We start from the raw sequence: 25,635 nt of genomic DNA, 5'->3' as shown, positions 1-25,635 counted from the left end.
CCGGACACGGATTTTGCAACGCAAAAAACGCCAAAAATACAAAAAGCGCCGGAGCGAGAGGCTCCGGCGCTTTTATCGAACGGGTGTTGTCCGTAAGGCTTACTTCGAGCGGCCCGTGGTCGCACCGCCTTCGCGTTGCAGGCGCTTGCGGGCCAGCTTGCGGGCGCGGCGAACGGCTTCAGCCTGCTGGCGAGCGCGCTTTTCCGAGGGCTTTTCGTAGTGGACGTGACGCTTCATTTCGCGGAAGGAGCCTTCACGTTGCATCTTCTTCTTCAGAGCCTTCAGGGCCTGATCGACGTTGTTGTCGCGGACAAAGATCTGTACCAGAGGTATCTCTCCATTCTGTCTGTTCCGCCGGGCCATGCAGCCATCGACGGACCGCCTCGCCCTTTTGAAGATCGGGCCATAAAAGGGCGGAGGGTGAAAACAAGCTGCCCGCAAACCGTGGTCTGCGGGCGTGTGGGCGAAGCCATTACATCAAGCCCGCGCCCAATTCAAGCCGCACAGCCTTTTAAAACGCGCCTATTGTTAAAATTTATCGGCCATAGCGATTAGCGCCGCGTTTTGCCGCAGGTGCGATTTCGCCTTGGCGTCGCGCGGGCGAGGGCCTATTCTGCAACGCATGAGCCCTAATCCTATCGCCGAACTCGAACAGTCTCTGGCCGCGACCTGCGCCGACCTCATGCCCGAACTGGGCCTGACGAGCGTCACCGTGCGCGCCGCCGCCACGCGAATCGGCCTCAACGCCGCCGAGGTCGAACTGGTCTGCCCCAACGGTCCGTCGGACATCGCCGCCATCCTGTGGCGTCAGGGCGATGCGGCGCTGGAAACCGAAGGGCTGGACGTACAACTGGCGGCAATGAAGGTGCGCGAACGCATCGACTTCCTGCTCAATCGCCGCATCGACGCCGGTGCGGAGAACGAACGCGCCACGCACCGCCTGATCGGGCATCTGTGCCTGCCGCAGCATCTGGGGCTTTATCGCCGGCTTCTGTGGGACTCGGCTGACCTCGTCTGGCGCAAGGCGGGCGACAAGGCACTGGACGAGAACCACTATTCCAAGCGCGCCATCGTGTCGGGGATTCTGGCTACGGCGCTGATGACGCGCCTGACGCAAGGTGTGGAGGCTCAGCACGAACAGATCGCCCGCAATATCGATCAGGTGATGGCCTTCGAAAAGTTCAAGGCGAAACTGCCACTAAAGCCCGAAGACGCGCTGCTGGGGGCCGTGGAATTTTTGGGCAAGCTGCGGTTTGGAACTGCCGCTTAAAGAAATTTAACCACGGAAAACACAGAAAGCACGGAAAAGCTGCGGGATCGACTGTGCCCGAAGGGCTCTTCCTATCTGTATAGCAAACAGGTTGCGTAGCGCTTCGCGCCGAGGTCTCAACTTGTTTTCTTCCCGTGCTTTCTGTGTTTTCCGTGGTTAAAAAAACTTACAGCGTCTGCTTCAGCCGGTTGATATGGCCCATCTTGCGGCCGACGCGGGGATCGTCCTTGCCGTATATATAAAGCCGCGAATCCGGCTCCTGCGACAGGGCCTCCCACGCCAGCACGTCCGGTCCCAGCAGGTTGGTCATTTCCACCTGAAAACGCGCCGTCGTATCGCCCAGCGGCCAGCCGGCCACGGCACGGATATGCTGCTCGAACTGATCGCAGAGGCAGCCGTCCTGCGTCCAGTGCCCCGTATTGTGCACGCGCGGCGCGATCTCGTTGAGGATCAGTTCATCGCCCGCAAGTACAAACAGCTCGACGCCCAGAACACCCACATAATCAAGGCCTTCCAGAACCTTCTGCGCGATCGCCTCGGCCTTCGTTTTCAGCGTGTCCGACAGCTCTGCCGGGGCCAGCGTCGTCGACAGAATGCCGCTGACATGATGGTTTTCACCGACCGGATAGGTTCGCACGCTGCCGTCGTAACCGCGCGCCGCGATCACCGACACTTCGCGCAGGAAATCGGCCCTGGCCTCCAGAATCGCCGCACGGCCGTTCAGGCTGTCGAAAGCGGCCTTCGCCTCTTCGGCGGCGCGAATCCACACCTGCCCCTTACCGTCATAGCCCTCACGGCGGGTTTTCAAAAGCGCCGGCAATCCATTGACCGCAATCGCTTTTTCAAGATCTTCAAGACTGTCGATCTCGTAGAAATCGACCGTACTGATGCCCACGCTGCGCGCAAAACTCTTTTCGAGGATGCGGTCCTGCGTGATACCCAGCGCCCGCGCATTGGGGGCGACCTTCGCGCCTTTCGACACCAGATAATCCAGCGAGGTCACCGGCACGTTTTCGAACTCGAACGTGATGACGTCCGATGCCGCGGCGAAACGATCCAGCGCCGCCTCGTCCGTGTAGCGCGCCACCTTGGACACCGCCGAGACGCTGGCCGCCGGAGATTCCGCGTCGGGCCCGTAAACCACCACCTTGAAGCCCAGCCTTGAGGCTGCCTGAGACAACATGCGCCCCAACTGGCCGTCGCCAAGAATACCGATTTTTGAACCTAAAGGCAGAGGTTTCAATCGCTTAATCCTCAACACTATCCGGCACGCTGTCGGTCTGCGCCTGACGCAGGGCCTCGACGCGCGCGGCCAGTTCCGGATCGGACAGGGCCAGGATCTGCGCCGCCAAAAGCCCGGCATTTTTGGCGCCCGCCTCCCCGACCGCCAGAGTCCCGACCGGCACGCCGCCCGGCATCTGCACGATCGACAAAAGCGAATCGATGCCTTTCAGCCCGTCGCGCACCGGCACCGGCACGCCCAGCACCGGCAGCGGCGTCAGCGAAGCCGTCATGCCCGGCAGGTGCGCCGCGCCGCCGGCACCGGCGATGATAACCTGAAACCCTTCGGACTTGGCGGACTTGGCGAATTCGACCATGCGTTCCGGCGTGCGGTGCGCCGAGACGACGCGCGACTCGTAGGCGACGCCCAACCCGTCCAGCGCCTCGGCGGCCTTTTTCATGACCGGCCAGTCCGAGCGCGAGCCCATGATAATGGCGACCTTGGGTTTCGACGCGGTCATGCCCACCTCCGAAAGCTGAAAGGCCGCGAACTATAGGATATGGTCCCCCGCCGCAAGGGGCGTGTACGGAAATAGCGCTCGCCACCCGCTCAAAACGCCGCTAATCTAGGGGCATGACCTCCATGCCGCCCTCAGCCTCCGTCGATCCCGAGACGCCCGCGTCTCCTTCGGGCAACCTGACCGCGTCCATGCAGGCCCTGCTGCAAAGCCAGTTCGGCGGCGGCGCCAGACCTGTGGCGACGGCGACCCTGCCCCCCCCGCCCGCGGCGACGGACGCGGCCCCCGGCGACGAATGGCCCTTTGCCGCCCGCGCTTTGATCGACAGCCTGATCCGCGAAAATATCCGCCTCAAGGCCGACATCAAGGCCCTGAGCGAGCAGGTGGCCCTGGCCGAACACCACGCCGACCACGACGTCCTGACGCCGACCCTCAACCGCCGCGCCTTCCTGCGCGATCTGGGCCGCGCCATGGGCGACAGCCGCCGCTATGGCGACCCGGCCTGTCTGGTCTATCTCGATCTCGACGGCTTCAAATCGATCAACGACACCTACGGCCACGCGGCGGGGGACAAGGCGCTGATCCACATCGCTGAAATGCTCAACGCCAATGTCCGCGAAGGCGACTCGGTCGGGCGTCTGGGCGGTGACGAATTCGCCATCCTGCTGCGCCACGCCGACGTCTCGGTGGCGCGCATCAAGGCGCAGAAGCTGGAGGCCGAACTGAATATCGGCACGTTCGAGCATCAGGGGCTTTACCTGCGCGTCGGGGGCTCCTTCGGCGTGCGCGCTTACGACGGTCAGGCCTCAGCCGAAGAATGGATCGCCGAAGCCGACGCCGCCATGTTCATGGTCAAGAAATCTTCCAGATGAGTCGCATTGCTGCCGTTACCCTTGTCGTGCCCGATTACGACGAGGCCATCGCTCATTACTGCGACGGGCTGGGCTTCGACCTGATCGAGGACACCGATTTCGGCGGCGGCAAGCGCTGGGTGCTGATCGCCCCGCCGGGCGCGACCGAAACCCGCCTGCTGCTAGGCAAGGCCTCCAACGACGCTCAGCGCGCCGCCATCGGCAACCAGACCGGCGGGCGGGTCTTCCTGATCCTCTTCACCGACGACTTCGCCCGCGACCATGCGCGGTTCGCTGCCGCAGGCGCGGTTTTCACCGAGGCTCCGCGGCATGAGCCCTATGGCACGGTCGCCGTGTTCAGGGACAAATTCGGCAATCTCTGGGACCTGCTGGAGCCCAAATCGTAAGCTCCCCCTTGTGCCACGGCCTAGGAAAGAGAAGTCAGATACTGAACAACTGCTTGTGCTGCTCGATGGCGAAGGCGTCCGTCATGCCGGCAATATAGTCGCAGACGACGCGGGCGCGCTGCGTCTCGGTGTCCTTGGTGCACACCCGCCCGTACCAGTTGGGCGGCAGCACTTCCGGCTCTTCCATGAACAGCTTGAACAGCTCGCCCAGCACCCGCCGCGCCTGTGAACGGTGGCGGTTGACCGTATAGTGCTTGTACATGCGCGCATAGAGAAACGCCCGCAGCCGCGACAGGTCCTCGTTCACCGTGCGCGAAAAGGCCACCATCTGACGCCCGGCGCGGCGCACATCCTCGGCGGTCTGGATGCCGTCTTCCTTCAGGCGGCGCTCGGTCTCCTGACACACGTCGCGGATCATGAAGCCGATCACGCGGCGGATGGCCTCCAGCCGCAGTAATCTCTGGTCGATCAGCGGCCAGTCCTTCTCCACCTCGGCAATCGCCGGCCCGATCAGCGGAATCTCGCGCAGATCGGCCAGCGTGAACAGCCCCGCCCGCAGCCCGTCATCGACATCGTGATTATTATAGGCGATGTCGTCGGCAATGGCGGCGACCTGCGCCTCCAGCGAGGCATAGGTCTCCGGCCGCAAATCCCAAAAGTCGCTGAAATCGGCCACGGCCTTCCACGACGGCTTGCCCAGCTTGTGCGCCACCGGCCCGTTGTGCTTGATGATGCCCTCCAGCGTCTCCCACGCCAGATTCAGCCCCTCGAATGCCGGATAGCGGTGCTCAAGCCGCGTCACGATGCGGAAGGTCTGCACATTGTGGTCGAAGCCGCCCCACGGCTCCATCATCTTGTGCAACTCGTCCTCACCCGCATGGCCGAACGGCGAATGCCCCAGATCGTGCGACAGGGCGATGGTCTCGGCCAGATCCTGATCGGCCCCCAGCGTATGCGCCAGCGACCGCGCCACCTGCGACACCTCGATCGAATGCGTCAGGCGCGTGCGGAAATAGTCGCCCTTATCCGCCACAAACACCTGCGTCTTGCCCTTCAGCCGCCGGAACGCCGTGCAGTGGATCACCCGGTCGCGATCCCGCGCAAAAGCCGTGCGCGTCTGGCTGTCCGGCTCGCTGTACAGGCGCCCGCGCGACCGGCTGTGATTTTCGCTGTAGGGCGCAAGCGTCAGGTTCAGCGGATCGTGCACGGGCAGGGTCTTTCGGAATGAGATTTACGCTCTAAATCCCCCTCTCCGCGCTAATTTGCAATGCAAATTCATGACAAAAAGTGGTCGCGCCCTCTAAAACTTGAGACGGTCACACGCTATATTGCCCACATGAGTCAGATTTCGCTTTCCGCCAACGCCGCGCGCCACATCAACCGCCTGTCCGCCGACGCCGGGCATCCGATCATGCTGCGCGTCGCCGTCGAAGGTGGTGGCTGCTCCGGCTTTCAGTACCAGCTCGATCTGGTCGAAGCCGCTGAAGACGGCGACACCGCGGTCGAATACGACGGCGCCAAGGCCCTGATCGATGAAGTGTCCGCGCCTTTGTTGGCCGGCTCCATCATCGACTATGTCGAAGAACTGGTCGGCGCGCAGTTCAAGATCCTCAACCCGCAAGCTAAGTCGTCCTGCGGCTGCGGGGTCAGTTTCTCAATTTGATGTCTTCAGGTTTAAGAGCCTCCGGCGGGCAGGGGCGCAGCCCCTGCACCCGAAACTATCCCCGCCGCTGAAAGCCGTCTTATCCTTGGGGCATGACCCAAGCGGAGCGCATCAATGAACACCTGACGCCGGAACAGAGGCGCGAGCGGTTGCGCGCCTTTGCCGACCGCATGCTCATCGCGCTCGAAGACCTCCATACCCTATGGCCCGATATCTTACCGCTGGATACGACATAAGAGATTTCACAACAAACGGCACGAAAAGCACGAACCTCATTGCGTGGACAGAACCGGCCCGAAGGGCCTTCCCCATCGTGCGGCAGGCAGAGTGACGGGCGCTGCGCGCCGGGCGTCTCGGTATGCGCCCGTTCGCGAGGTTCGTGCCGTTCGTGGTGAAAAACCTTACGCCACACTCAGTCCACACGTCTTCACGCACCCGTTTACGGGGTCCGGGGCCAACTGGCCCCGGACTCTTTACGCCTGAGCCCCCACCACGCACTGAGCCGCGACCCAGACGCGGGTGATATTGGCCTTCGACGCGGTGTAGACGATCTTTTGCAGCACGTCCTCGTCCGTATCGAGATCGTCCCTCAGCCGTATCGTCCCCGCCTTCATTTGCGGATCGATGAGTTGCGCGTCGAAATAGCGGCCGGGTTCGAAGCTGCCAACGGGGAGGTCCAGCGCTTCGGCACCGCCCTTGGTGGCGAGATAGAAGGCCGTGCGCCAGTCGACCTGGCTGTCGCGGATGCCGCGATCGTCCCAGTGCAGGCGCGCGTCGACGCCGTCGTGCAGGGCTCGGGACGAGGCCACGGCCCAGCGCATATTGTCGTAGATCGAGGCGGAGGGACCACCGGAAATATCGGTGCCGAGGCCGACGCGCACGCCCTTTTCCAGCGCGCGTTTCAGCGGGAAGACGGCGTTGGAAAAGTAGTAGTTGGACAGGGGACAGTGGGCGACGCCGGCGCCCCGCGCGCGGATCGTCTCCATATTGTTATCCGAGATGAAATTGGCGTGCGCCAGCACGGTGTGGCGCGTCAAGAGGCCGAAGCGATCGAGGCTGTCGGTGTCTTCAAGGCCGTGGCGGTCAAGGACGTAGTTGTGCTCCCAGTCGCTTTCGGAGCAGTGGGTCTGGATATGGCAGCCGCAGCGGCGGGCGATGTCGCCCAGCCCTTCCAGAGCCGCATCGGTGCAGGAGGCGATGAAGCGCGGGGTGACCACCGGCTTGATGCGTTCGCTTTTGAGCGCACGCGCGTGGTCGATAAACGCTTCGGTGCCGCGCAGGGCGTCGTCGGTGGATTCGACATAGAAGTTGGGACATTCCTGCGGATTGTCCATCGCCACCTTGCCGATCAGCGCGCGCTGGCCCTTTTCGAGGCAGATGTCGGCCAGCAGGCGCGTGGCGTCCTGATGCTGGGTGGCGAAATAGAGCGCCGTGGTCGTGCCGTTGGACAGGAGATCATCGACCAGCCCTTCGTAGGACCGGCGCGCGAAACCGAGATCGGCATAGCGCGCCTCCAGCGGGAAGGTATGCTTTTGCAACCAGACCTCCAGCGGCACGTCCAGCGCCTTGCCCAGTTGCGGCCATTGGGGCGCGTGAATGTGCAGGTCACAGAAGCCCGGCAGACCGTATGCGCCTTCCGGCAGGGCTTCCAGCCGCGCGGCGGAACGGTCCTCGAATTCGGCTTCGGCGTAACCGGGGTCATCAGGGCGCCGCACCTCGGCGATGCGGCCGTCTTCGTCGCAGCGGATCAGGGCATGGCGCAGGACTTCGATGCCGCCGCATACCGGCGCATGGAAGAAAGTGCCTTTGAAAGAACGGGTGATGGTCATGATCTAGCCGGCATAGGCCTCGATTTCGTCCAGATGGCGGAACACTTCGGCATCGCTGAGGAACGACCCCAGGAAGGAATTGCGCGCCAGCGTGATCAGGTCGTCGCGATCGAGCAGACCCGACGCCGCCACGGCACGGTAATTATCGTTCACATAGCCGCCGAAATAGGCCGGATCGTCAGAATTAAGCGTCGCGCGCAGACCCTTGTCCAGCATGGTGCGGATGGGGTGCGCGCCCATATCCGTGACCACGCACAGCTTGAGGTTCGACAGCGGGCACACGGTGAGCGTCATGCCCAGCCTCGCCAGACGCGAGGTCAGGTGCGCGTCTTCCAGCGAGCGGTTGCCATGGTCGATGCGGTCGACCTTGAGGATATCCAGCGCTTCGTGGACGTATTCGGGCGGGCCTTCCTCACCGGCATGGGCGACCTTTTTCAAACCCAGAGCGGCAGCGGCTTCGAAGACGCGGGCGAATTTCGACGGCGGGTGCCCGACCTCCGACGAATCGAGACCTACCCCGGTCAGGTGGTCGAGGAAGGGCTCGGCGGCCTTGAGCGTGGCGAAGGCCGCGTCTTCATCGAGGTGACGCAGGAAGCACAGGATCAATTTCGAGGTCAGGCCGTACTGGCTTTGCGCCGCCTTCATGCCGGAGGTCAGGCCGTCCATCACCACCTGCATCGGGATGCCGCGGTCGGTATGGGTCTGCGGGTCGAAGAAGATTTCGGCGTGGCGCACGCTGTCGGCATGGGCGCGGTCGAAATAGGCCTTGGCCAGATCGTGGAAGTCCTCTTCGGTGCGCAGGACGTCGGCGCCCTGATAGTAGATGTCGAGGAAGTCCTGCAGGTTCGAAAACTCGTAGGCGGCGCGCACCTCTTCGACCGACTTGAACGGCAGATCGACCTTGTTGCGCTGGCCCAGAGCGAACATCAGTTCGGGCTCCAGCGAGCCTTCGATATGCAGATGCAGTTCGGCCTTGGGCAGGCCGGCGATGAAGGCGTCAAGCGACGGGAGCGATTTGTTCATGATGAAATCCTATTCGCTTCCCTTCTCCCCGTAAACGGGGAGAAGGTGGCCCGCAAGGGCCGGATGAGGGGCAATTTGAGGTTGGGCTTGCCCCTCACCCCGACCCTCTCCCCGCACGCGGGGAGAGGGGGAGGACAGACAAAGCAACTGGGCGACGACGGCAACCGCGATGACTTCCGGCGCCTTGCCGGTGATGCCAGGCAGGCCGATGGGACAGACAATGCGGGCGATCTGATCCTCGCTGAAACCGTCCTTGCGCAGGCGGCTAAAGAACCGGGCCCGCTTGGTCGCCGAACCGATCAGGCCGATGAACCGCGCCTCCGAAGCCAGCGCCGCCTTGGTCAGTTCGTAATCGAGGGCGTGGTCGTGAGTAAGGATCAGGGTCAGGCCATTGCCCGCCGCGGCCTCGGCGCACAGGGTCCGCGCGTCGCCGATCGTGACGCCGTCCGGGACATCGGTGCGGTCGTCGCACCAGTGCAGACGGAACGGCAGGCCTTTCAGCACCCGCGCGATGGCGATGCCGACATGGCCCGCCCCGAACATCAGCAGCGGCGTCAAGGGTTGACCGATAGGCTCGATGAGCGTGTGGCCCTCCGAAGGCAAGGGACCCTGCGCTGACATATTCGGGGCCTCCGTGGTCACGCAACGGCTGACGCCATCGGCGCGCAGGTCGCTGCGCAGGGTGAAGGCGTCGAGATCGCGGATCGCCGTCAGCCAGTCGGTCTCCATCGGGTCGAGGTGTTCGATCATCACCCGCACCCGGCCGCCACAGCATTGCCCCAGCAGCACCCCCAATGGATAGTCCTGAATGCGCCAGGTGCCGGGTGTGTGCCTCAGCGCCAGGCGCGCCTGATCGATGCACTGGAACTCCAGATTGCCGCCCCCGATGGTGCCATGGATCGCGCCCGCCGTGACCAGCATCCGCGTCCCGGCCTCGCGCGGGGTCGAGCCTTCGACCGCCAGCAGCGAGATCATCGCCACCGGTTCTTTACCCATCCATTCAATGGCTTTGGCGGCCCAGTTCATACCGCACCCCCGTTTAGCACTCGCAAAATACGCTCCGGCGTGGCCGGCGCGTCCAGCGCGGGGCGCGTCTCGCCGGTCGCCGCGGCCACGGCGTAGGTCAGGGCCGAAAACACGCTGTTGGCCAGCATGAAGGGTGGCTCGCCCACGGCCTTCGAGCGGTGGATGGTCGGCTCGCGGTTCTCGCCCGCCCGCCACAGCTCGATATTCATCACCTTCGGGCGGTCCGATGCGCACGGAATCTTGTAGGTCGAAGGGGCGTGGGTCAGAAGCCGCCCCTTGGGATCGTAGACCAACTCCTCGAAGGTCAGCCAGCCCTGCCCCTGCACATAGGCGCCCTCGACCTGCCCCAGATCTATGGCCGGATTGATCGAGCGCCCCACATCGTGAAGAATGTCGGCGCGCAGCACCTTATGCTCGCCCGTAAAGGTGTCGATGACCACCTCCGACACCGCCGCGCCGTAGGCGAAATAGAGGAAGGGCCGCCCCGTATGGGTCTTGCGGTCGTAATGGATTTTCGGCGTGGCGTAATAGCCGGTCGAGGACAGCGAAATGCGGTTGAAGTGCGCCAACCGGCAGACCTCGGCAAAGCCAAGCACTTCGTCGCCGGCGCGCACCACGCCGCCCTCGAAGACCACGCTGTCCGCCGCCACGCCGTTGCGCCCGGCCATCAGTTCCGCCAGCCGTTCGCGGATCGCATTGGCTGCGTGCCAAGCCGCCCAGCCGTTGAGATCGGTGCCCGAAGAGGCCGCCGTCGCCGAAGTGTTGGGGACCTTGTCCGTGCGCGTCGAGGTGATGCGGATCCTGTCGAGCCCCAGCCCGAAGACGTCGGCGACGATCTGCGCCACCTTGATGTTCAGCCCCTGCCCCATCTCGGTCCCGCCGTGATTGAGCGCGATCGAGCCATCGACATAGGCATGGACCAGAGCGCCCGCCTGATTGAGGTGGCTGGTGGTGAAGGAGATGCCGAACTTGACCGGGGTGCAGGCAATGCCGCGCCTGAGATAGGGATGGCTGGCGTTGAAGGCGTCGATTGCCGCCTTGCGCGCCGCGTAGTCCGAGGCCGCCAGCAGATCGGCGACGATACGGTCGGCGACGAAATCCGTCACCTCCATCCGGTACGGGGTTATATTGCGTTCCGGGCTGTAGAAATTGGCCTGCCGCACCGCGACCGGATCGCGCCCCAGATGCAGCGCGATGGCGTCCATCACCCGCTCGATGGCCACCATGCCCTGCGGCCCGCCGAAGCCGCGAAAGGCGGTGTTGGACACGGTATGGGTCCTGTAACGATGCGACACGATCTCGACATTTTCGAGGAAATAGCAGTTGTCGGCGTGGAACATGGCCCGGTCGTTTATCGCCGGAGACAGGTCGGCCGAGCAGCCGCAGCGCGAGGCCAGTTCGAGGCGCAGGGCTTTGATCCGGCCTTCGCCATCGAAGGCCACGTCGTAATCCGCTGTGAAATCGTGGCGTTTGCCGGTAATCTGCATGTCCTCGTCGCGGTCGACGCGGTATTTGGCGGGCTTGCCGGTCTTGGCCGCCACCAGAGCCGCCGCTGCGGCAAACAGCGAGGCCTGTGTCTCCTTGCCGCCGAAGCCGCCGCCCATGCGCCGCACCTCGACCATCACATCGGCCGAATTGACGTGCAGCAGGTGCGCCACCAGATGCTGAACCTCCGAAGGGTGCTGGGTCGAACACAGGATATGCACGCCGCCCTGCTCCATCGGCGTGGCGACGCTGATCTGCCCTTCGAGATAGAAATGATCCTGCCCGCCGATCTCCAGCGCGCCCTGAACCCGGTGCGGCGCGGCCTCCAGCGCCGCCATATCGCCGCGCGCCATAACCTGAGACGCCTCGATCAGGCTGTTGGCCGCCCTGGCCTCGGCAATGGTCAGGATCGCAGACAAAGGCTCATAATCGATGCGCCCCAGCCTTGCCGCCAGCCGCGCGGCTTTTGCCGAGGTCGCGGCGACCAGAAACAGCGGCTGCCCCATGAACACCACTTCGTCCGTGGCCAGCATCTTGTCGTCCTTGGCCACCGGCGCGACATTGTTGTCGCCGGGGATGTCAGCGGCGGTGAACACCGCGACCACGCCCGGCGCAGCCCTGACGGCGCTGAGGTCCATCCCGGTGATCTTCGCATGGGCGTGGAGGCTGCGCCCGAAGGCCAGATGCAACATGCCTGCCGGTTCGGCCACGTCGTCAGCATAGAGCGCCGTACCCGCGACATGCAGCGGCGCGCTGTCGTGCTTCAGCGAGGTATGAACCTTTGGGGTGGGGACTTTTGGTGCGGGCGCGGGGCGGGCATCAGCCATGGGTGACCTCCCGCACATCCCCACCCTGCCCGTTATAGTCGAACCATAGCTTTTTCAGCACATTACCGGCCACGGCTAATCGATAGTCAGAGGAACCGCGCACATCGCTGAGCGGCGTGAAATCCTGTGTGAGGGCCTCGGCCGCCAGAGCCAGCCGCTCCGGCGTGAAGGCGTGGCCAGTCAGGACGGTCTCGGCCTGAAGGGCGCGTTTGGGGATACCCGCCATGCCGCCAAAGGCCAGCCGCGCGAAGCTGACTATGCCGCCGGTGAGGCGCAGGTGCGCCGCGACACACACCGCCGAAATATCGGAATCGAAGCGCTTGGACAGCTTGACGATGCGCATGAAGTCGGTGGCGTCGAGCACCGGGACGAAGACGCTCTCGACAAACTCGCCCGGCTGACGGTCCTGTTTGCCGTAGTCGAGGAAATAGTCCTCCAGCAGCAGGGTGCGGCGCGCCTTGCCCCGGCGCAGGGTCAGTTCGGCCCCCAGCGCGATCAGGGCCGGCGGCATGTCGCCGATGGGCGAGCCGTTGGCGATATTGCCGCCGATGGTGCCCGAATTGCGCACCTGGGTCGCGCCGATGCGCCGGACCAGTTCGCCCAGATCGGGATGCAGGCCGGCGAGGGCCTCGTGCGCATCCGAATAGCGCACGCCCGCGCCGATCCGCACCCCTTGCGCCGCGGTTTCGATCTCGCGCATCAGATGGCCGATGAAGGCGACATCGGACAGGACACGGTGCTGCTTGGTCACCCAAAGGCCGACATCAGTGGCCCCGGCGATCAGCCTGACATCCGGATTTTCCAGCAGGATTTCCGCCAGATCGTCTGTATGGCGCGGCACATAGGCCCGGCGCTCCAGCCCGGCCACCGGGTCCTCATAGGTGAGGATCAGCAGGTCTTCGCGGCGGATTTTACGTAAACCTTCGATGATCGGAGCGTCATCGAACGGGGCGTCGTTAAACGATATTGGCGGACACTGCTCGGCGGCCTTGAGAATCGGCCCGTAACCCGTGCAACGGCACAGGTTGCCGGCCAGCACATCGGCCGGATCGACGCCGACCGTACCGCAGCCGCCCATCGAGCGCCCGACCAGCGACATGACGATGCCCGGCGTGCAGAAACCGCACTGCGAGCCGTGCAGTTCAACCATTGACTGCTGCACCGGATGCGCGCCCTTGAGGCTTTCGACGGTCATCAGCGCCCGCCCGTCGAGCATGGGCATGAACAGGATGCAGGCATTGACGGCGCGCCAGTTCAGCCTGTCGCCGTCAAGCTCTCCGACCAGCACCGTGCAGGCCCCGCAATCGCCCTCGGCACAGCCTTCCTTCGTGCCGGTGCGCTGGGCGCGATAACGCAGCCAGTCGAGCACGGTCATCGTCGGGTCGATGCCGGACAGAACGACGATTTCCCCGTCGAGGTAGAAGCGGAGTTTATCGGACATGGCGCACCTCTCCCTCGCCCCTTCGGGGAGAGGGCCGGGGTGAGGGGGCGAAACATCCATGCGTGGCGTTCCCCCTCACCCGGTCCTTCGGACCACCCTCTCCCCACAGGGGCGAGGGAATTTTAGAGCAGGTCTCCATCAACTCCCCCTGTAGGTCGAATAGCCATAGGGACTGACCAGCAGCGGCACGTGATAATGCGTCACCCCGTCCATGCCGAAGTCGATCCCGACGCGGTCCAGAAACGGCGGATCGGACAGCGCCACGCCCTTGCCACGAAAATAGTCGGCGACGTCAAACTCCAGCCGATACACACCCGCCTTCAGCACCAGATCGCGCAGTTCGGGACAACGTCCGTCGCCATTGGTCGTCCCGGCGAACAGCACCTCGCGCCCACTCAGCAGGTGCAGGCCGACCCCTTCGGCGGGGGTGCCGTGGGCGGTGTCGAGGACGTGGGTCGAGAGGCTCATGAGGCCCTCCAATTGCCGATAAATTCCGGCTCGTCATAGGCGAAATAGGCGTCGAGACAGGCGGCGCTCCGGTCGAGGAACAACTGATCGGCCACGGCGCCCGCCAGCTTCGGCAGGGCGTATTTCAGCCCCGACAGGGCCGAGGCCGACAGGCCGAAATTGATCAGGGCCGAATAGTTGAAGGCGAACAGGCCATGCAATTTCGCCTGCCATTCCGGACTGCGCCCCGTGAAGGCAAAGCCTGCGCCCAGATAGGGGTGGGCGTCAAGCAAGGCGTTCTTCACATCTGCCGGCGCGTCGTACACATCGCGCCAGCGGACGATGCCGGGCTCGACCTCGCGTAGTTCCGGGCGCAAAGCCGGGTCGGTGATCAGCCCGGTCGAGACAATCAAAAAGTCGAAGACGTGCTCGCCTCCGGGTGTCGTCACCACGGCCCGGCCGCCCTCATCGCGCACCGATTGCCACGGTGCGCCGGTATGCAGCCGGAAGCCCTCAAAGGCGGCGGCCCGGCTGAAGGTATCGTTCGTAGGCGGCTGATTGAAGTTGAAAAAGTGCGACATGGCCGCGTACTTATCCGCATCGCCGAGCGCCGAGAAACGCGGGATCAGGCCCGCCGCCTCCATATGACGGATCGGGTTGATGCGCGGCAACTCCGACCGCCGGACGAAGACGTGTGCCTCGCCTGCCCCGGCTTCGAGGATATGGTGGGCATTGTCGAAGGCCGAGGCCCCGCCGCCCAGTATGCCGACCCGCTTGCCTTTCAGCGCGTCGATGTCGATGGCTTCGGACGTATGGGCATAGAGGTGACGCGGCAGGGCCTTGATCAGGTCCGGCGTATGCCATTCGCCGCCGCCCTGAATGCCGGTGGCCAGCACCACCTTGCGCGTCTGCCACGACCGCGTTCCCGCGTGCAGCCGGAACCCGCCTTCCGGCAGGGGTTCGATGCGGTCGATGCGCACCTCGTTGATCACGGGCAGGTCGAGCACCCGGCGATACCAGCGCAGATAGTTCATCCAGTCGCCGCGCGGGATCTTGTCGACCCTAGCCCAGCCTTCCGCCCCGTGCTGCGCCTCCCACCAGGCCCGAAACGTCAGGGACGGCACCCCCATATCGATCGAGGTGATCGCTTTCGGCGTCCGCAGGGTCACCATGCGGGCATAGGTTTCCCACGGCCCCTCGAACCCTTCGGCGCATTCGTCGAGGATCAGGATATTGTTGACCCGCTCGCGCTTCAGCGCAAAGGCCGCCCCCAGACCCGACTGACCGCCCCCCACGATTATGACATCGTGGACGTGACCGTCCGGATGCGGCGTTGCGCTCAGCCAGTCGCTGCCCGGATAGTTGAGGCAGTCGAGATCGTGCCGGACGCGGGCATTGTGCGTTTCAAGACTCATGCACTCAGATCCTTCAGACGCAGCCAGACGATCTTGCCCACTTCCGACAGGGCCGTGGCAAATTCGGCCTCGGCCTCATTCCCCAGCCGCGTCTCCATCGCCTCAAGGATGCCGGCCTTGCCGCCCGCCAGACGCACGGCAATGATGAAAGGAAAGCCGAACCGGGCCTCATAAGCGGTATTCAGGTCGTGGAAACGCGCAAATTCGGCCTCGGTCAGGGCATTCAGCCCGACAGACGCCTGTTCGGAGGCCGATTCCTTCGTCAAACCGGCGCGCACCTGCGCCTTGTCGGCCAGCTTGGGGTGGGCGCGCAGCAGGGCCAGTTGCGCCTCAGGACCGGCGTGCGCCACGACTTTCATGAACCCGGCGTGCAGAGCCTCAAGGTCCTTGAACGGCCTCAGGGTTTCGGCCTGCGCCACGATCCACGGGCTATGCTCGAACAGCAGGCCGAAGCGCTCGATAAAGGCCTTGCGGTTGAGACGGTTGAAATCGCTCATGAGGTCGCCCCTTCGATCGACACGTGCGCCGACACCACCTTCCAGCCGTCGGGGAACTTGACCCAGGCCTGCGACTGGCGGCCTCTTTTCTGGGAACCGTCTCTGAAAAACTCGGCGTTGGCGGTGGCGAAGGTCTCGCCATAGACGGTGATCTCCACCCGCCCCAGACGGCGTTGGGGCGAACCGCCCCGCCCTAGGCGGAACGCACGGATTGCCTCGATGCCGTAGAGCACCTCGCCCACCCCGTAGCGCACAGTTTCCGGCCCATCGCGGAACAGCCGGTCCATGGCCGGGATGTCGTCGGTCATCAGCGCCGCTTCATAGGCGTAAAAGGCTTCGGTGACCTCTTTCAGCAGGACGGGATCGTTAAGCTGCATAGGGATTTACTTTCAGCCAGTGGTTGGCGATGTCGATGCGCCGCGCCACCCACACCTTGTCGTGGCGCAGCACGTGGTCGAGGAAATGCGCCACGGCGGCGGCCCGCGCCGGCTTACCCGCAATGCGCCCGTGCAGGCCGATCGACATCATGCGGTTGCCTTCGGCATAGAGTTGGTCAAACGTATCGCGCAGATAACGATAGAAGGGCTCACCGTCGGCAAAGCCATTATAAGCCACGAACTTCATGTCATTGGCGTCGAGCGTATAGGGCACGATCAGTTGAGGTTTGCCGTACCGCGTATCGTAGTAAGGCAGGTCGTCGGCGTAGGAATCGGCGTCGTAGATAAAGCCGCCCTCTTCGACCACCAGCCGCGCCGTGTGGGGCGAGGTGCGCCCCTGATACCAGCCCAGCGGCCGCGTCCCCGTCAGCCGGGTGTGCAGTTCGATGGCCTTAGCGATATGTTCGCGCTCGACCTCTTCGGGCACGTTCTGATAATCGATCCAGCGATAGCCGTGGGTGGCGATCTCCCATTCGGCCCGCAGCATGGCCTCGACGGCCCGCGGGTTCATCTCCATGGCCTTGGCCACACCGTAGACGGTCACGGGCGCACCGCGCTCGGTGAACAGGCGATGCAGCCGCCAGAAACCGGCGCGCGAACCGTATTCGTAGAGGCTTTCCATGGCCATGGCGCGCGCGCCGACCTGGCTTTGCGCTCCGACCATTTCGGACAGGAAGGCTTCGGAACCCTTGTCGCCGTTGAGGACGCTGTTTTCACCGCCCTCTTCGTAGTTAATGACAAACTGCACGGCGATACGCGCCCCGTTGGGCCATTGGGCGTCGGGGGGTGTCTGGCCGTAGCCGATGAGATCTCTGGGGAGGTCACGCATGATCATTGCATCCCTCAATTTTAAGCCCCCTCTCCCCGCACGCGGGGAGAGGGTTGGGGTGAGGGGCATTTCGGGGAAAGTTTTGCCCCTCATCCGGCCTGTCGGCCCCCTTGTCCCCGTAAACAAAGAGAAGGAAAGACATACAACCCTTCATCCCCATACCTCCCGCGCGGCAGGCACCGCCGCGCCGACCGTGACCGCCACGCCCTCGGCGATCAGGCAGGCCTCCAGCGCTGCCAGTGTGATCAGCACCTTGTGCTTCATGGCGTTGTAACCCATGGCCCCGATGCGCCAGATCTGGCCCTGCAAAGGTCCGAAGGCCGTGCCGATCTCGATCTCGAAATCCTCACGCATCCGCTGACGCACGCGCTCGCCATCCAGCCCTTCCGGAATATAGACGCCGGTGACATTGGTCATGCGGTAGCGGTCGTCGCCATAGACGGTCAGGCCCATGGCGCGCAGGCCCGCCGCCATCGACGCCCCGGCCTTCGCGTGGCGTGCAAACCGCGCCTCCAGCCCTTCCTGAAGCGCCACGCGGGCGCATTCGCGCGCCCCGTAGAGCATGGTCGTGGCCTCGGTATGGTGGTTCAGCCGCTTGTCCGACCAGTAGTCCATGATCATGGCCAGATCGAAATAGTTGGAGCCTATGCGCGCACGGTGCCCGTCTTGCGCGTCCGTGCCACGGATTCCCTTTTCGGTGTGACGGCGCGCAAAGATGTATTCCGCCGCGCGGTCGGAGATGGTGATGGGTGCCGAACCAGACGGCCCGCCCAGACACTTTTGCAAGCCCGCCGTGACGATATCCACCCCCCATTTGTCGGTTTCGATCGCCATGCCGCCCAACGTCGCTGTGGCGTCGACATAGGACAGGGCGCCGATTTCACGGCAGAGTTCGCCCAGACCTTCCAGCGGCTGCGCCATGGTGGTCGAGGTGTCGCCATGCACGCAGGCTATGACGTCGGGCCGAAACTCCAATGCCTTAGAGCGGATAGCGTCCATCGGCACCACCTCGCCCCACGGCGCATCGACGACATCATAATCCGCGCCCAGCCGCTCGCAGATTTCGGTCAGCAGCAGACCGAACCGGCCAAAACGCACGATCAGGACATGCGTACGACCGGCCTCGATCAGCGACACCAGCGCCGCCTCGATCGCCGCCCGCGCCGTGCCGTCGATGAGAAAGGTCCAGCGGTTCTGCGTGCGGAACACCTCACGATACAGCGCCATCGTCTCGTTCATATAGCCGGTCATTTCCGGATCGAACTGACCCAGCAAATCCGCGGACATGGCGCGCAGCACGCGCGGATGGGCATTGACGGGACCGGGCCCCATCAGCAGCCTTTGCGGCGGATTGATCTCACCGAAATAGTCGGTCATGCGGAGGCTTCCCCCAGTTTGAGTACAAGGCCATGCAGGGCCTGAAACGCCGCCTCGGCGTCATCCGGCAGCACAGCTTCCAATGGATTGTGGCTGATTCCGTCCGTGCAGCGAATAAACAGCATGGCCGTCGGCGTGAGCCCGGCAAAGGCCATGGCGTCGTGCCCGGCACCGGAAACGATGCGGCGGGGCTTGTGACCGGCCTCAGACACCGCCTGCGACAGAAAATCCATCATTGACGGATCGCACGGTGCAGCGGGCAGGTCGTGGATCAGATGATATTCGACCGTCACGCCGCGCGCGGCCGCAATGGCCTCGATACGGCTCAGCAGGACGTTTGCCGCGGCATTGCGCGAGACCTCTTCGCCCGCCCGCACGTCGATGGTGAAGACCACCTCGCCCGGCACGACATTGGGCGCATTGGGCGCGACGTTAAAACGTCCGACCGTGGCCACCAGATCGTCCGCACCGGAGCGCCCTACCGTCTCGATGGCCAGCGCCATTTCGGCGGCGGCGGTCAGGGCGTCCCTGCGCAGGGCCATGCTGTTGGTGCCGGCGTGCCCGGCCATGCCCGCCACCCTGACCTCATAGCGCCGCTGACAGGCAATGGCGGTTACAACGCCCAAAGCCAGCCCTTCGGCCTCGAGCACCGGCCCCTGCTCGATATGGGCTTCGACATAGCCGATCAGCTCGGACGGATCGCGGCGGGCCTCAAGAAAGGCGTCGATGTCGAGCCCGAAATCGCTCAGCGCCTTGCCGAGGGTAACGCCATCACGGTCGGCGACATCCAGCGTCGCGCGATCCACCTGACCGCAAACGGCGCGCGAACAGAGCATGGAGGCCGGAAAGCGCGAGCCTTCCTCGTCGCCGAAAGCGTAGACCTCAATGGCGAATGGCAACCGTTGCCCGCGCTCATGGAGCGCCGCCACCACCTCGATACCCAGCATGACGCCCAGAGGCCCGTCATAGGCCCCGGCATCACGCACAGAATCGATATGCGAGGCGAGGATGAGGGATTTGCCTCCCCTGCCTTCATACCGCCCGATCAGATTGCCCGCCGGATCGAGCCGCACGGCCATGCCCGCCGCCTCCATCCATTCCCGCAACTGCACCAGCGTCGCCCGGTGCGCCTCGCTCAAATAGGGGCGGAACAGCATCTCCGCCGCCTCGCTGAAGGGCGGGCGTTTCAGGGTGTCGCAGCGGGCGGCGGCGCGGCGGCCACCTATACCGATAAAGGTCTCTACCATGCCGCCACCCCGCCATCGGAACGCGGATCGATCGCCCCTTCGATACGCCCGTCGGCATGGCGCACCAGCGCCCCGGCATGGCCCATCATAGAGGTAAAATCGGCTACAATTTCAGTCTGATGCCCGGCTTTTTTGAGACGGTCTATCACCGCCGCATCGAACCGGCCTTCCAGCTTGAGCGACACGCTGTCCTCGCCCCAGGTCTTGCCCAGAAGCCAGCGCGGCGCGGTGATCGCCTGTTGCAGCGGCATACCGGCATTGTAACGGCTGAAGACCGCCGCCTGCGTCTGGGGCTGGCCTTCGCCGCCCATGGTGCCGTAGCTCATCACGCGTCCATCGTCGAAAACGGCCAGTGCCGGATTGAGCGTGTGGAACGGCTTGCGGCCCGGCTTCAGCGCGTTCCAGCCCGTTTCAGCCAGTTTGAAAGACGCCCCGCGGTTCTGCCAGATGATGCCGGTCTGCGGCAGGACGATTCCCGAACCGAACTCGAAATAGGTGCTCTGAATGGCGCTGACGGCGCGGCCTTCGGCGTCGACGGCGCCGAACCACACCGTGTCTCCCTGTTGCGGGAGATGCGGCCATGGCAGGGCCTGTTCACGGTCGATCTTGCGCGCCAGCGCATCGAGCGCGGCGGCGTCCGACAGCAGGCCCTGGGCGTCGAAATCCATATAGGCCGGGTCGCCGATATGCCGGTCTCGCAGAATGAAGGCCTGCTTGGTCGCCTCGATCAGCCCGTGCAGATGGTCGAAATGGTCGTGCCCCTCTATGCCCAGACGGTCGTACAGGGCCAGTATCAGCAGCGAGGCGAAGCCCTGCGTCGGCGGGGTCATATTGTACAGGTGCACGCCCCGGATGGCCGTGGTCAGCGGCACCGGCGTCGCCGCCCGGTGCGCCCGCAGATCCTCAGCCCCGACCGGGGAGCCCGCCGCCGCCAGATCCGCGGCGATGGCCCGCGCCAGATCGCCTTCATAGGCGTCGCGCAGACCCTTGGCGGCCAGCGCCTTCAGCGTCGCCGCCAGAGCCGGCTGTTTGAGGACCGCGCCCTCTTTCAATGGTTGATCGTCAGGTCGGAACACCGCCCCGTAGCCGCACTGTTCCTTCAGTTCGGCGTCCTTGGTCGCGGCGATTTCCGCGCCGCCCCTCGTCACCACGACGCCGTGTTCGGCGTAATGAATGGCCGGTTCCAGCAGGGCTTCGAGCGACAAGGGGGCGGCCACGCGGCTGAGCACGGCCTCCCAGCCCGACAGCGTCCCGGCCACTGTATTGGCCGCCAAAGGCCCCCGCCAAGGTACGGCGGTGAGCCCCTTGTACAGATCAAGCGTCGCGGCCTGCGCCGCCGCGCCGCAGGCGCTGACGCCATGCACGGAGCCATCCGGCTCGCGCACGATCCAGAAGCTGTCGCCGCCGATGGAGTTCATGTGCGGATAGACGACGGCCAGCGCCGCCGCCGTGGCCACCGCCGCCTCCATGGCTCTGCCGCCGCGCTTCAGAATATCGAGCCCGGCCTGCGCCGCCAGATGATGCGGCGCCGTAACCATGCCGCGCAGCGCTGTCTTCGTATGGATCATGCGCCGCCTCCCGGTGCGGTGAAGCCCAGCACGCCCGCGTCTTCCATCCGGTGCATCAGGTCGAATAACCGACCTTCGTGGCCCGGCCGGGTGATGAATTGCAGCCCGATGGGCAGGCCCGTCGTCCTGAGCGGCGCGGAAATCACCGCGGCGCCCGTCAGCGAAATAGCCTGCGCATAGATGCCGAGATTGGTGCGCGCCGAAGCCGGTTTACCGTCGATCAGGATCGTGCTTTCGTCGATGCGCGGTGCGGCGCAGGGCGTGGCGGATGCGACCAGAACATCATAGGTTTCAAATAGTTCGGCGAATATTCTACGATAGCGTTCGCGGTAATCGAGCGCCCTGGCCAGCACTCCGGCGGGCAGCATGGCCCCGGCGATCAGCCGGTCGCGCACCGCCGGATCGTAGTCGTTGGCCCGTTCGCGCAGGGTATCGAGGTGCAGCGCCCCGCCCAGGGCCGCCGTGATCAGAAAACCCGCCGAACGCCCGCCCTCGGCCTGCGGCAAGGGCACCACCGCATCGGATTTCAGGTGCGCCATGACCACCTCGACGGCATTCACCGCCTCCAGCGCCGCATCGCGCGCGAAGAAGCCGCCGAGCTTCGCCACGCGCAGCGGCGGGCCATCACCTTGCGGTGCAGTGCCTGAAATGACCTCGTACAAACGCCGCAGGTCGCGGCTGGACCTTGCGAAGGGCCCGACCGTATCGAGCATCTCCACAAACGGAAACACGCCGTCGAGCGGCACCGTCCCGTCCGCCGGACGCATCCCCCACACGCCGCACAGCGACGCCGGGACCCGCACCGAGCCATTGGTGTCCGACCCCAGGGTCAGCGGCACCAGACCCGCCGCGACCGCCGCCGCCGAACCGCCGGACGAGCCGCCCGCCAGCCGCGCCGGGTCGTAGGGGTTCTTGGTGGTGCCGAAATGGGCGTTGACCGTAGCGAAACCGTAGGCGAATTCGTCCATGTTGAGCGTGCCGATCAGCACGGCCCCGGCGTTTTTCAGCCGCCGCACGACCTCGGCATCCTGCGGTGCCGCCGCGGCGCTCTGCCGCAGCTTCGCCCCGGCGGTCGTCACCTGCCCGGCTACGTCGAACAGGTCCTTCACGGCGAACGGCACGCCCGCCAGAGGCCCTGCGACCTCTGCGCGATCTACCGCCTGCGCCGCCGCTATGGCTTGCGAAGCAAAGACGCGGGTAAAGGCCGCATAGGGATCGTTCAACGCCGCCTCGACCGCCCGACGCACCACGGCTTCCGCCGATACCTCCCGGCGGGCAATGGCTTGGGCCAGATCAAGGGCGGAAGCGAAATCGCTCATACGTCGGCATCCTTCAGGGCGCGTTCCAGCACCGCCATGTGCTGACGCAGAAGCTGAAGATTGCTCGCCACGGCCGTCTGGCTCTCTTCGCTCAGAGACAGCCCCAGAAACGCCGCCGCCCCTTCGCTCAACCGGTCGAATTCTTCCGGCTCCATTGCCGCCTCCCTCTTGCCGAATACGAACTTAAACGTTTCACTGAGGCTGGCAAGCCCCTTTTCGCACCCGCAACAATCTTCCGTATGCCGCCGGTTTACAAGACCTCGTTGGCGAAGCGCAGGGCCAGAAAATCGACCAGCGCCTTGACCCGCGCCGTGCGCGAGCGGCCCGGCGGCATGACGGCGCACAGCGGCACGGTGGTGTTGTACTCGGGCAGGACCGGAACCACCTGCCCCGACGAGATCGCGGAGCTGGTGATAAAGGCCGGCAGACGCGCGACACCCAGTCCCGCCACCGCCGCGCTCAGCAGCATGTCGCCATTGTCCGAACGCAGGCGCACGGGGATGCGCACCATGCGCACCTCGCCATCGATAACGAAGCGCCAGACGTCGCCGGGCGACACATTGGTGTAGAGCAGGCAGTCGAGTTGCCCCAGATCTTCCGGCGTTTCGGGCGGGCCCTTCTGGCGCAGATAGTCCGGGCTGGCGACGATCATGCCGTTGATATGGCCGATGCGCCGCGCGATCAGCGTCGAGTCGGTCAGTTCGCCGATGCGTATCACCACGTCATAGCCACCCCCCAGCACATCGACCCGGCGGTCGTCGAAACTGACGTCCAGTTCGATGCGCGGATTGCGCACGGCGAACTCGGTCAGGACGGGCGCAAGGTGCGACACGCCGAAGGTCAGCGGCGCCGACAGGCGGATGGGCCCTGCCACCTCCAGCATAGCGTCGTTGACGGCCTCCTGCGCGGCCTCAAGCTGAGCAATGGCTTCACGCGCCTTGGCGTAATAGAGCGCGCCGACATCGGTCGTCTGGGTACCGCGCGCCGTGCGCGTCAGAAGCCGCGCCTTAAGCCGTTCTTCAAGGTGCGCGACGCGGCGCGAAACGATCGACTTGGCCACGCCCAACCGGTCGGCGGCGCGGGCGAAGGAGCCGGTTTCGACCACCAGAAAGAAGGATTGCAGATCGTCGAGATCGACTCCGGGGGTCATGAGGGCTCCTGATCAGCGGTGCTCTGCCAGTGTTGCCCATAAGTGTTGCTATAGGCGAAACACCGTGGTTCATTTTTGCAGGCTTCTGACAACGGATAACCCCGGCTATATGTCTCGTCAACACGGGAGCACAGGCTTCCCACCGCTTAGAAAGACATAGACATGTCGACACAACGCACCATCACCCGTCTCGTGCGCGGTCTGCCCGCCACCGACGGCGCCGGCGTCAAGCTCACCCGCGTTCTGGGCACGCAGGCCCTGCCGGAGGTCGATCCCTTCCTGATGCTGGACGAATTCCGCTCGGACGATCCGCAAGCCTATATCGCGGGCTTCCCCGATCACCCGCACCGCGGCTTCGAGACCATCACCTATATGCTGGCCGGACGCATGCGCCATAAGGACTCCAGGGGCAATGAAGGCCTGCTGGGCCCCGGCGACGTACAGTGGATGACCACGGCGCGCGGCCTCGTCCACTCCGAAATGCCGGAGCAGGAAGACGGCCTGATGCAGGGCTTCCAACTGTGGCTGAATCTGCCCGCCAGGGAAAAGATGCTCGATCCGCGCTATCAGGACGTGCCGGCCGACACCATTCCGGTGATCCGTCACGCCGATGCCTGGGTCAAGCTGCTGGCGGGTCAGTATCAAGGGCAAACCGGCCCGATCCAGTCGCCGACGACCAAGCCCTTCATCGCCGACGTCTCACTCGACGGCGGTGCAGCGCTGAACCTGCCTGTCCCCGAAGGCCATGCTGGTTTCGCCTACGTCTTCGACGGTGAAGTCACCATCAATGGCCAAGATAGTAGTATGGCGGTGGCGCGCGGTCAGGCGGCTGTGCTCACCGAAGGGGCCGAACTGCCGCTCACCGGCGGCATCGACGGCGCCCGCGTGCTCGTCGTGCTGGGTCAACCGCTGAAAGAGCCCATCGCGCGCCACGGTCCGTTCGTCATGAACACGCCGCAGGAAATCTATCAAGCCTTCGCCGACTATCAGGCGGGGCGCTTCTAACAACCTTCAGATACAAAGAGCGCTGTTTTTTTCAAACATCCTCTTTACAAACTTAAACATAATCGCATCAGTTACGATTACCGAATAAAGGAGACTGCCATGTCCAAGGTTCTCATTGTCAATTCCTCGATCAAGGGCGAAGGCTCGATCTCGCGTCAATTGGTCGACACCTATAAGGACAGCCTGCTGAAGGCCGACCCCAAGGCGCAGTTCGTCGAACTCGACCTCGGCCTCAACCCGCTCCCGGTCCTGAGCGCGTCGAACATCAACGGCTTCTTCGGCAATGTCGGCGAAAGCGTCGAAGCGTCGGCCCTGGCCGAAACCGTCGAAGCCCGCGTGTCGGAACTGGAAGCCGCCGATATTCTGGTGCTGGGCGCGCCGATGTACAATTTCGGCATGTCGGCCCTGCTGAAGACGTGGTTTGACTACGTGCTGCGCGCCGGCCGCACTTTCCGCTACACCGAAGCCGGGCCCGAAGGTCTGGTCAAGAACACCAAGGCCGTGGTTATCGAAACCCGCGACGGCAAATATTCCGAAGGCCCGGCCTCGGTCATGGACTTTCAGGAAGGCCATATCCGCACGCTGCTCGGCTTTATCGGCATCACCGACGTGACCTTCATCCGCTCGGAAGCCATGGCCTTCGGTCCGGACGTCAAGGCGGCGGCGATCGAAAGCGCCTCCAAGGCCCTGAGCGAACTGGCGGCAGCATAAAAACCGAACCCAGCGCGCGAGCAAAGCCGGCTGAGCCATCAGCTGGCTTTTTCTTTTGTGACGTCGCGTAGG

At 64.4% G+C, this 25,635-nt stretch carries 27 protein-coding genes; 7 read left to right on the top strand and 20 right to left on the bottom strand.

Annotated features, from left to right (window positions below):
* Positions 1 to 99 precede the first annotated feature (99 nt).
* Positions 100 to 363 carry a 30S ribosomal protein S21 gene (gene rpsU, locus LH365_RS16250; RefSeq protein ID WP_107873159.1) on the bottom strand — a complete coding sequence of 88 codons (264 nt, stop codon included), beginning with the start codon at positions 361 to 363 and terminating at the stop codon, positions 100 to 102.
* Between the two features lie 259 nt (positions 364 to 622).
* On the opposite strand from rpsU, the gene LH365_RS16245 reads away from it, so the two are divergent.
* Positions 623 to 1,270, top strand: a complete 648-nt coding sequence (locus LH365_RS16245) for a COQ9 family protein (RefSeq protein WP_226745609.1) — start codon at positions 623 to 625, stop codon at positions 1,268 to 1,270.
* Positions 1,271 to 1,436: 166 nt separating this feature from the next.
* Here the strand turns inward: LH365_RS16245 and LH365_RS16240 are convergent, their stop codons facing one another.
* Both LH365_RS16240 and purE read right to left on the bottom strand, forming a co-directional pair.
* On the bottom strand, positions 1,437 to 2,513 hold the full coding sequence (locus tag LH365_RS16240; protein WP_226745608.1) for a 5-(carboxyamino)imidazole ribonucleotide synthase: 1,077 nt from the start codon (positions 2,511 to 2,513) through the stop codon (positions 1,437 to 1,439).
* A 4-nt stretch (positions 2,514 to 2,517) separates the two neighbouring features.
* Positions 2,518 to 3,012, bottom strand: a complete 495-nt coding sequence (gene purE / locus LH365_RS16235) for a 5-(carboxyamino)imidazole ribonucleotide mutase (RefSeq protein WP_226745607.1) — start codon at positions 3,010 to 3,012, stop codon at positions 2,518 to 2,520.
* Positions 3,013 to 3,134: 122 nt separating this feature from the next.
* Between purE and LH365_RS16230 the strand changes: the two genes are divergently transcribed.
* Positions 3,135 to 3,881, top strand: a complete 747-nt coding sequence (locus tag LH365_RS16230; RefSeq protein ID WP_226745606.1) for a GGDEF domain-containing protein — start codon at positions 3,135 to 3,137, stop codon at positions 3,879 to 3,881.
* The gene (locus LH365_RS16225; protein WP_226745605.1) at positions 3,878 to 4,267 is read left to right on the top strand and encodes a VOC family protein; all 390 of its coding nucleotides are present in this window, start codon (positions 3,878 to 3,880) and stop codon (positions 4,265 to 4,267) included. Before LH365_RS16230 ends, LH365_RS16225 begins: the two co-directional genes overlap by 4 nt.
* A 34-nt stretch (positions 4,268 to 4,301) precedes the next feature.
* Here the strand turns inward: LH365_RS16225 and LH365_RS16220 are convergent, their stop codons facing one another.
* Positions 4,302 to 5,474, bottom strand: a complete 1,173-nt coding sequence (locus tag LH365_RS16220; RefSeq protein WP_226745604.1) for a deoxyguanosinetriphosphate triphosphohydrolase — start codon at positions 5,472 to 5,474, stop codon at positions 4,302 to 4,304.
* A gap of 129 nt (positions 5,475 to 5,603) precedes the next feature.
* Between LH365_RS16220 and LH365_RS16215 the strand changes: the two genes are divergently transcribed.
* Both LH365_RS16215 and LH365_RS16210 read left to right on the top strand, forming a co-directional pair.
* The gene (locus tag LH365_RS16215; RefSeq protein WP_226745603.1) at positions 5,604 to 5,930 is read left to right on the top strand and encodes an iron-sulfur cluster assembly accessory protein; all 327 of its coding nucleotides are present in this window, start codon (positions 5,604 to 5,606) and stop codon (positions 5,928 to 5,930) included.
* A gap of 92 nt (positions 5,931 to 6,022) precedes the next feature.
* Positions 6,023 to 6,166, top strand: a complete 144-nt coding sequence (locus LH365_RS16210) for a hypothetical protein (protein WP_226745602.1) — start codon at positions 6,023 to 6,025, stop codon at positions 6,164 to 6,166.
* Positions 6,167 to 6,403: 237 nt separating this feature from the next.
* Here the strand turns inward: LH365_RS16210 and guaD are convergent, their stop codons facing one another.
* The 16 genes from guaD to LH365_RS16130 form a co-directional block, all read right to left on the bottom strand.
* Positions 6,404 to 7,759, bottom strand: a complete 1,356-nt coding sequence (guaD, locus tag LH365_RS16205) for a guanine deaminase (RefSeq protein WP_226745601.1) — start codon at positions 7,757 to 7,759, stop codon at positions 6,404 to 6,406.
* Positions 7,760 to 7,762: 3 nt separating this feature from the next.
* Positions 7,763 to 8,782, bottom strand: coding sequence for an adenosine deaminase (locus LH365_RS16200; protein ID WP_226745600.1), 1,020 nt, complete (start codon positions 8,780 to 8,782; stop codon positions 7,763 to 7,765).
* A 9-nt stretch (positions 8,783 to 8,791) separates the two neighbouring features.
* A complete protein-coding gene (gene xdhC / locus LH365_RS16195) occupies positions 8,792 to 9,808 on the bottom strand; it encodes a xanthine dehydrogenase accessory protein XdhC (RefSeq protein ID WP_226745599.1) in 1,017 nt (338 codons plus the stop codon).
* Positions 9,805 to 12,120, bottom strand: coding sequence for a xanthine dehydrogenase molybdopterin binding subunit (gene xdhB / locus LH365_RS16190; protein ID WP_226745598.1), 2,316 nt, complete (start codon positions 12,118 to 12,120; stop codon positions 9,805 to 9,807). Before xdhB ends, xdhC begins: the two co-directional genes overlap by 4 nt.
* Positions 12,113 to 13,561: a xanthine dehydrogenase small subunit gene (xdhA, locus tag LH365_RS16185; RefSeq protein WP_226745597.1), complete on the bottom strand. Its 1,449-nt coding sequence runs from the start codon at positions 13,559 to 13,561 to the stop codon at positions 12,113 to 12,115. Before xdhA ends, xdhB begins: the two co-directional genes overlap by 8 nt.
* Positions 13,562 to 13,699: 138 nt before the next feature.
* The gene (uraH, locus tag LH365_RS16180) at positions 13,700 to 14,029 is read right to left on the bottom strand and encodes a hydroxyisourate hydrolase (RefSeq protein WP_226745596.1); all 330 of its coding nucleotides are present in this window, start codon (positions 14,027 to 14,029) and stop codon (positions 13,700 to 13,702) included.
* The gene (locus LH365_RS16175) at positions 14,026 to 15,423 is read right to left on the bottom strand and encodes an NAD(P)-binding domain-containing protein (protein WP_226745595.1); all 1,398 of its coding nucleotides are present in this window, start codon (positions 15,421 to 15,423) and stop codon (positions 14,026 to 14,028) included. The genes uraH and LH365_RS16175 overlap by 4 nt, the downstream gene beginning before the upstream one ends.
* Positions 15,420 to 15,920, bottom strand: coding sequence for a 2-oxo-4-hydroxy-4-carboxy-5-ureidoimidazoline decarboxylase (gene uraD / locus LH365_RS16170; RefSeq protein WP_226745594.1), 501 nt, complete (start codon positions 15,918 to 15,920; stop codon positions 15,420 to 15,422). Before uraD ends, LH365_RS16175 begins: the two co-directional genes overlap by 4 nt.
* A complete protein-coding gene (hpxZ, locus tag LH365_RS16165) occupies positions 15,917 to 16,297 on the bottom strand; it encodes an oxalurate catabolism protein HpxZ (RefSeq protein ID WP_226745593.1) in 381 nt (126 codons plus the stop codon). Before hpxZ ends, uraD begins: the two co-directional genes overlap by 4 nt.
* Positions 16,287 to 17,186, bottom strand: a complete 900-nt coding sequence (gene puuE / locus LH365_RS16160; RefSeq protein WP_226745592.1) for an allantoinase PuuE — start codon at positions 17,184 to 17,186, stop codon at positions 16,287 to 16,289. Before puuE ends, hpxZ begins: the two co-directional genes overlap by 11 nt.
* Positions 17,187 to 17,336: 150 nt before the next feature.
* A complete protein-coding gene (locus LH365_RS16155) occupies positions 17,337 to 18,563 on the bottom strand; it encodes an alanine--glyoxylate aminotransferase family protein (protein ID WP_226745591.1) in 1,227 nt (408 codons plus the stop codon).
* Positions 18,560 to 19,810, bottom strand: a complete 1,251-nt coding sequence (locus LH365_RS16150; protein WP_226745590.1) for an allantoate amidohydrolase — start codon at positions 19,808 to 19,810, stop codon at positions 18,560 to 18,562. The genes LH365_RS16155 and LH365_RS16150 overlap by 4 nt, the downstream gene beginning before the upstream one ends.
* On the bottom strand, positions 19,804 to 21,378 hold the full coding sequence (locus LH365_RS16145) for a gamma-glutamyltransferase family protein (protein ID WP_226745589.1): 1,575 nt from the start codon (positions 21,376 to 21,378) through the stop codon (positions 19,804 to 19,806). Before LH365_RS16145 ends, LH365_RS16150 begins: the two co-directional genes overlap by 7 nt.
* The gene (locus tag LH365_RS16140) at positions 21,375 to 22,697 is read right to left on the bottom strand and encodes an AtzE family amidohydrolase (protein WP_226745588.1); all 1,323 of its coding nucleotides are present in this window, start codon (positions 22,695 to 22,697) and stop codon (positions 21,375 to 21,377) included. The genes LH365_RS16145 and LH365_RS16140 overlap by 4 nt, the downstream gene beginning before the upstream one ends.
* Positions 22,694 to 22,852, bottom strand: coding sequence for a hypothetical protein (locus LH365_RS16135; protein WP_226745587.1), 159 nt, complete (start codon positions 22,850 to 22,852; stop codon positions 22,694 to 22,696). The genes LH365_RS16140 and LH365_RS16135 overlap by 4 nt, the downstream gene beginning before the upstream one ends.
* Positions 22,853 to 22,947: 95 nt before the next feature.
* Positions 22,948 to 23,847: a LysR family transcriptional regulator gene (locus LH365_RS16130; protein WP_226745586.1), complete on the bottom strand. Its 900-nt coding sequence runs from the start codon at positions 23,845 to 23,847 to the stop codon at positions 22,948 to 22,950.
* A gap of 162 nt (positions 23,848 to 24,009) precedes the next feature.
* Here LH365_RS16130 and LH365_RS16125 point away from each other — a divergent pair, with 162 nt between their 5' ends.
* Together LH365_RS16125 and LH365_RS16120 are read left to right on the top strand one after the other, a co-directional pair.
* On the top strand, positions 24,010 to 24,852 hold the full coding sequence (locus tag LH365_RS16125; RefSeq protein ID WP_226745585.1) for a pirin family protein: 843 nt from the start codon (positions 24,010 to 24,012) through the stop codon (positions 24,850 to 24,852).
* Between the two features lie 99 nt (positions 24,853 to 24,951).
* Positions 24,952 to 25,563 (top strand): FMN-dependent NADH-azoreductase, encoded by a 612-nt coding sequence (locus LH365_RS16120; protein WP_226745584.1) that lies wholly within the window; start codon positions 24,952 to 24,954, stop codon positions 25,561 to 25,563.
* Positions 25,564 to 25,635: the final 72 nt, after the last annotated feature.

Origin of the sequence: Asticcacaulis sp. AND118 (assembly GCF_020535245.1) — a bacterium.
In the GTDB taxonomy this organism is placed as follows: domain Bacteria; phylum Pseudomonadota; class Alphaproteobacteria; order Caulobacterales; family Caulobacteraceae; genus Asticcacaulis.
Note: the sequence above shows the minus strand (reverse complement) of the source record. Positions and strands in the feature narration are given on the sequence as shown.

Coding starts and splice junctions, on each gene's coding strand:
- rpsU (WP_107873159.1), bottom strand. CDS start 363: ATGGCCCGGCGGAACAGACAGAATGGAGAGATACCTCTGGTACAGATC.
- LH365_RS16245 (WP_226745609.1), top strand. CDS start 623: ATGAGCCCTAATCCTATCGCCGAACTCGAACAGTCTCTGGCCGCGACC.
- purE (WP_226745607.1), bottom strand. CDS start 3,012: ATGACCGCGTCGAAACCCAAGGTCGCCATTATCATGGGCTCGCGCTCG.
- LH365_RS16230 (WP_226745606.1), top strand. CDS start 3,135: ATGCCGCCCTCAGCCTCCGTCGATCCCGAGACGCCCGCGTCTCCTTCG.
- LH365_RS16225 (WP_226745605.1), top strand. CDS start 3,878: ATGAGTCGCATTGCTGCCGTTACCCTTGTCGTGCCCGATTACGACGAG.
- LH365_RS16215 (WP_226745603.1), top strand. CDS start 5,604: ATGAGTCAGATTTCGCTTTCCGCCAACGCCGCGCGCCACATCAACCGC.
- LH365_RS16210 (WP_226745602.1), top strand. CDS start 6,023: ATGACCCAAGCGGAGCGCATCAATGAACACCTGACGCCGGAACAGAGG.
- guaD (WP_226745601.1), bottom strand. CDS start 7,759: ATGACCATCACCCGTTCTTTCAAAGGCACTTTCTTCCATGCGCCGGTA.
- LH365_RS16200 (WP_226745600.1), bottom strand. CDS start 8,782: ATGAACAAATCGCTCCCGTCGCTTGACGCCTTCATCGCCGGCCTGCCC.
- xdhC (WP_226745599.1), bottom strand. CDS start 9,808: ATGAACTGGGCCGCCAAAGCCATTGAATGGATGGGTAAAGAACCGGTG.
- xdhB (WP_226745598.1), bottom strand. CDS start 12,120: ATGGCTGATGCCCGCCCCGCGCCCGCACCAAAAGTCCCCACCCCAAAG.
- xdhA (WP_226745597.1), bottom strand. CDS start 13,561: ATGTCCGATAAACTCCGCTTCTACCTCGACGGGGAAATCGTCGTTCTG.
- uraH (WP_226745596.1), bottom strand. CDS start 14,029: ATGAGCCTCTCGACCCACGTCCTCGACACCGCCCACGGCACCCCCGCC.
- LH365_RS16175 (WP_226745595.1), bottom strand. CDS start 15,423: ATGAGTCTTGAAACGCACAATGCCCGCGTCCGGCACGATCTCGACTGC.
- uraD (WP_226745594.1), bottom strand. CDS start 15,920: ATGAGCGATTTCAACCGTCTCAACCGCAAGGCCTTTATCGAGCGCTTC.
- hpxZ (WP_226745593.1), bottom strand. CDS start 16,297: ATGCAGCTTAACGATCCCGTCCTGCTGAAAGAGGTCACCGAAGCCTTT.
- puuE (WP_226745592.1), bottom strand. CDS start 17,186: ATGCGTGACCTCCCCAGAGATCTCATCGGCTACGGCCAGACACCCCCC.
- LH365_RS16155 (WP_226745591.1), bottom strand. CDS start 18,563: ATGACCGACTATTTCGGTGAGATCAATCCGCCGCAAAGGCTGCTGATG.
- LH365_RS16150 (WP_226745590.1), bottom strand. CDS start 19,810: ATGGTAGAGACCTTTATCGGTATAGGTGGCCGCCGCGCCGCCGCCCGC.
- LH365_RS16145 (WP_226745589.1), bottom strand. CDS start 21,378: ATGATCCATACGAAGACAGCGCTGCGCGGCATGGTTACGGCGCCGCAT.
- LH365_RS16140 (WP_226745588.1), bottom strand. CDS start 22,697: ATGAGCGATTTCGCTTCCGCCCTTGATCTGGCCCAAGCCATTGCCCGC.
- LH365_RS16135 (WP_226745587.1), bottom strand. CDS start 22,852: ATGGAGCCGGAAGAATTCGACCGGTTGAGCGAAGGGGCGGCGGCGTTT.
- LH365_RS16130 (WP_226745586.1), bottom strand. CDS start 23,847: ATGACCCCCGGAGTCGATCTCGACGATCTGCAATCCTTCTTTCTGGTG.
- LH365_RS16125 (WP_226745585.1), top strand. CDS start 24,010: ATGTCGACACAACGCACCATCACCCGTCTCGTGCGCGGTCTGCCCGCC.
- LH365_RS16120 (WP_226745584.1), top strand. CDS start 24,952: ATGTCCAAGGTTCTCATTGTCAATTCCTCGATCAAGGGCGAAGGCTCG.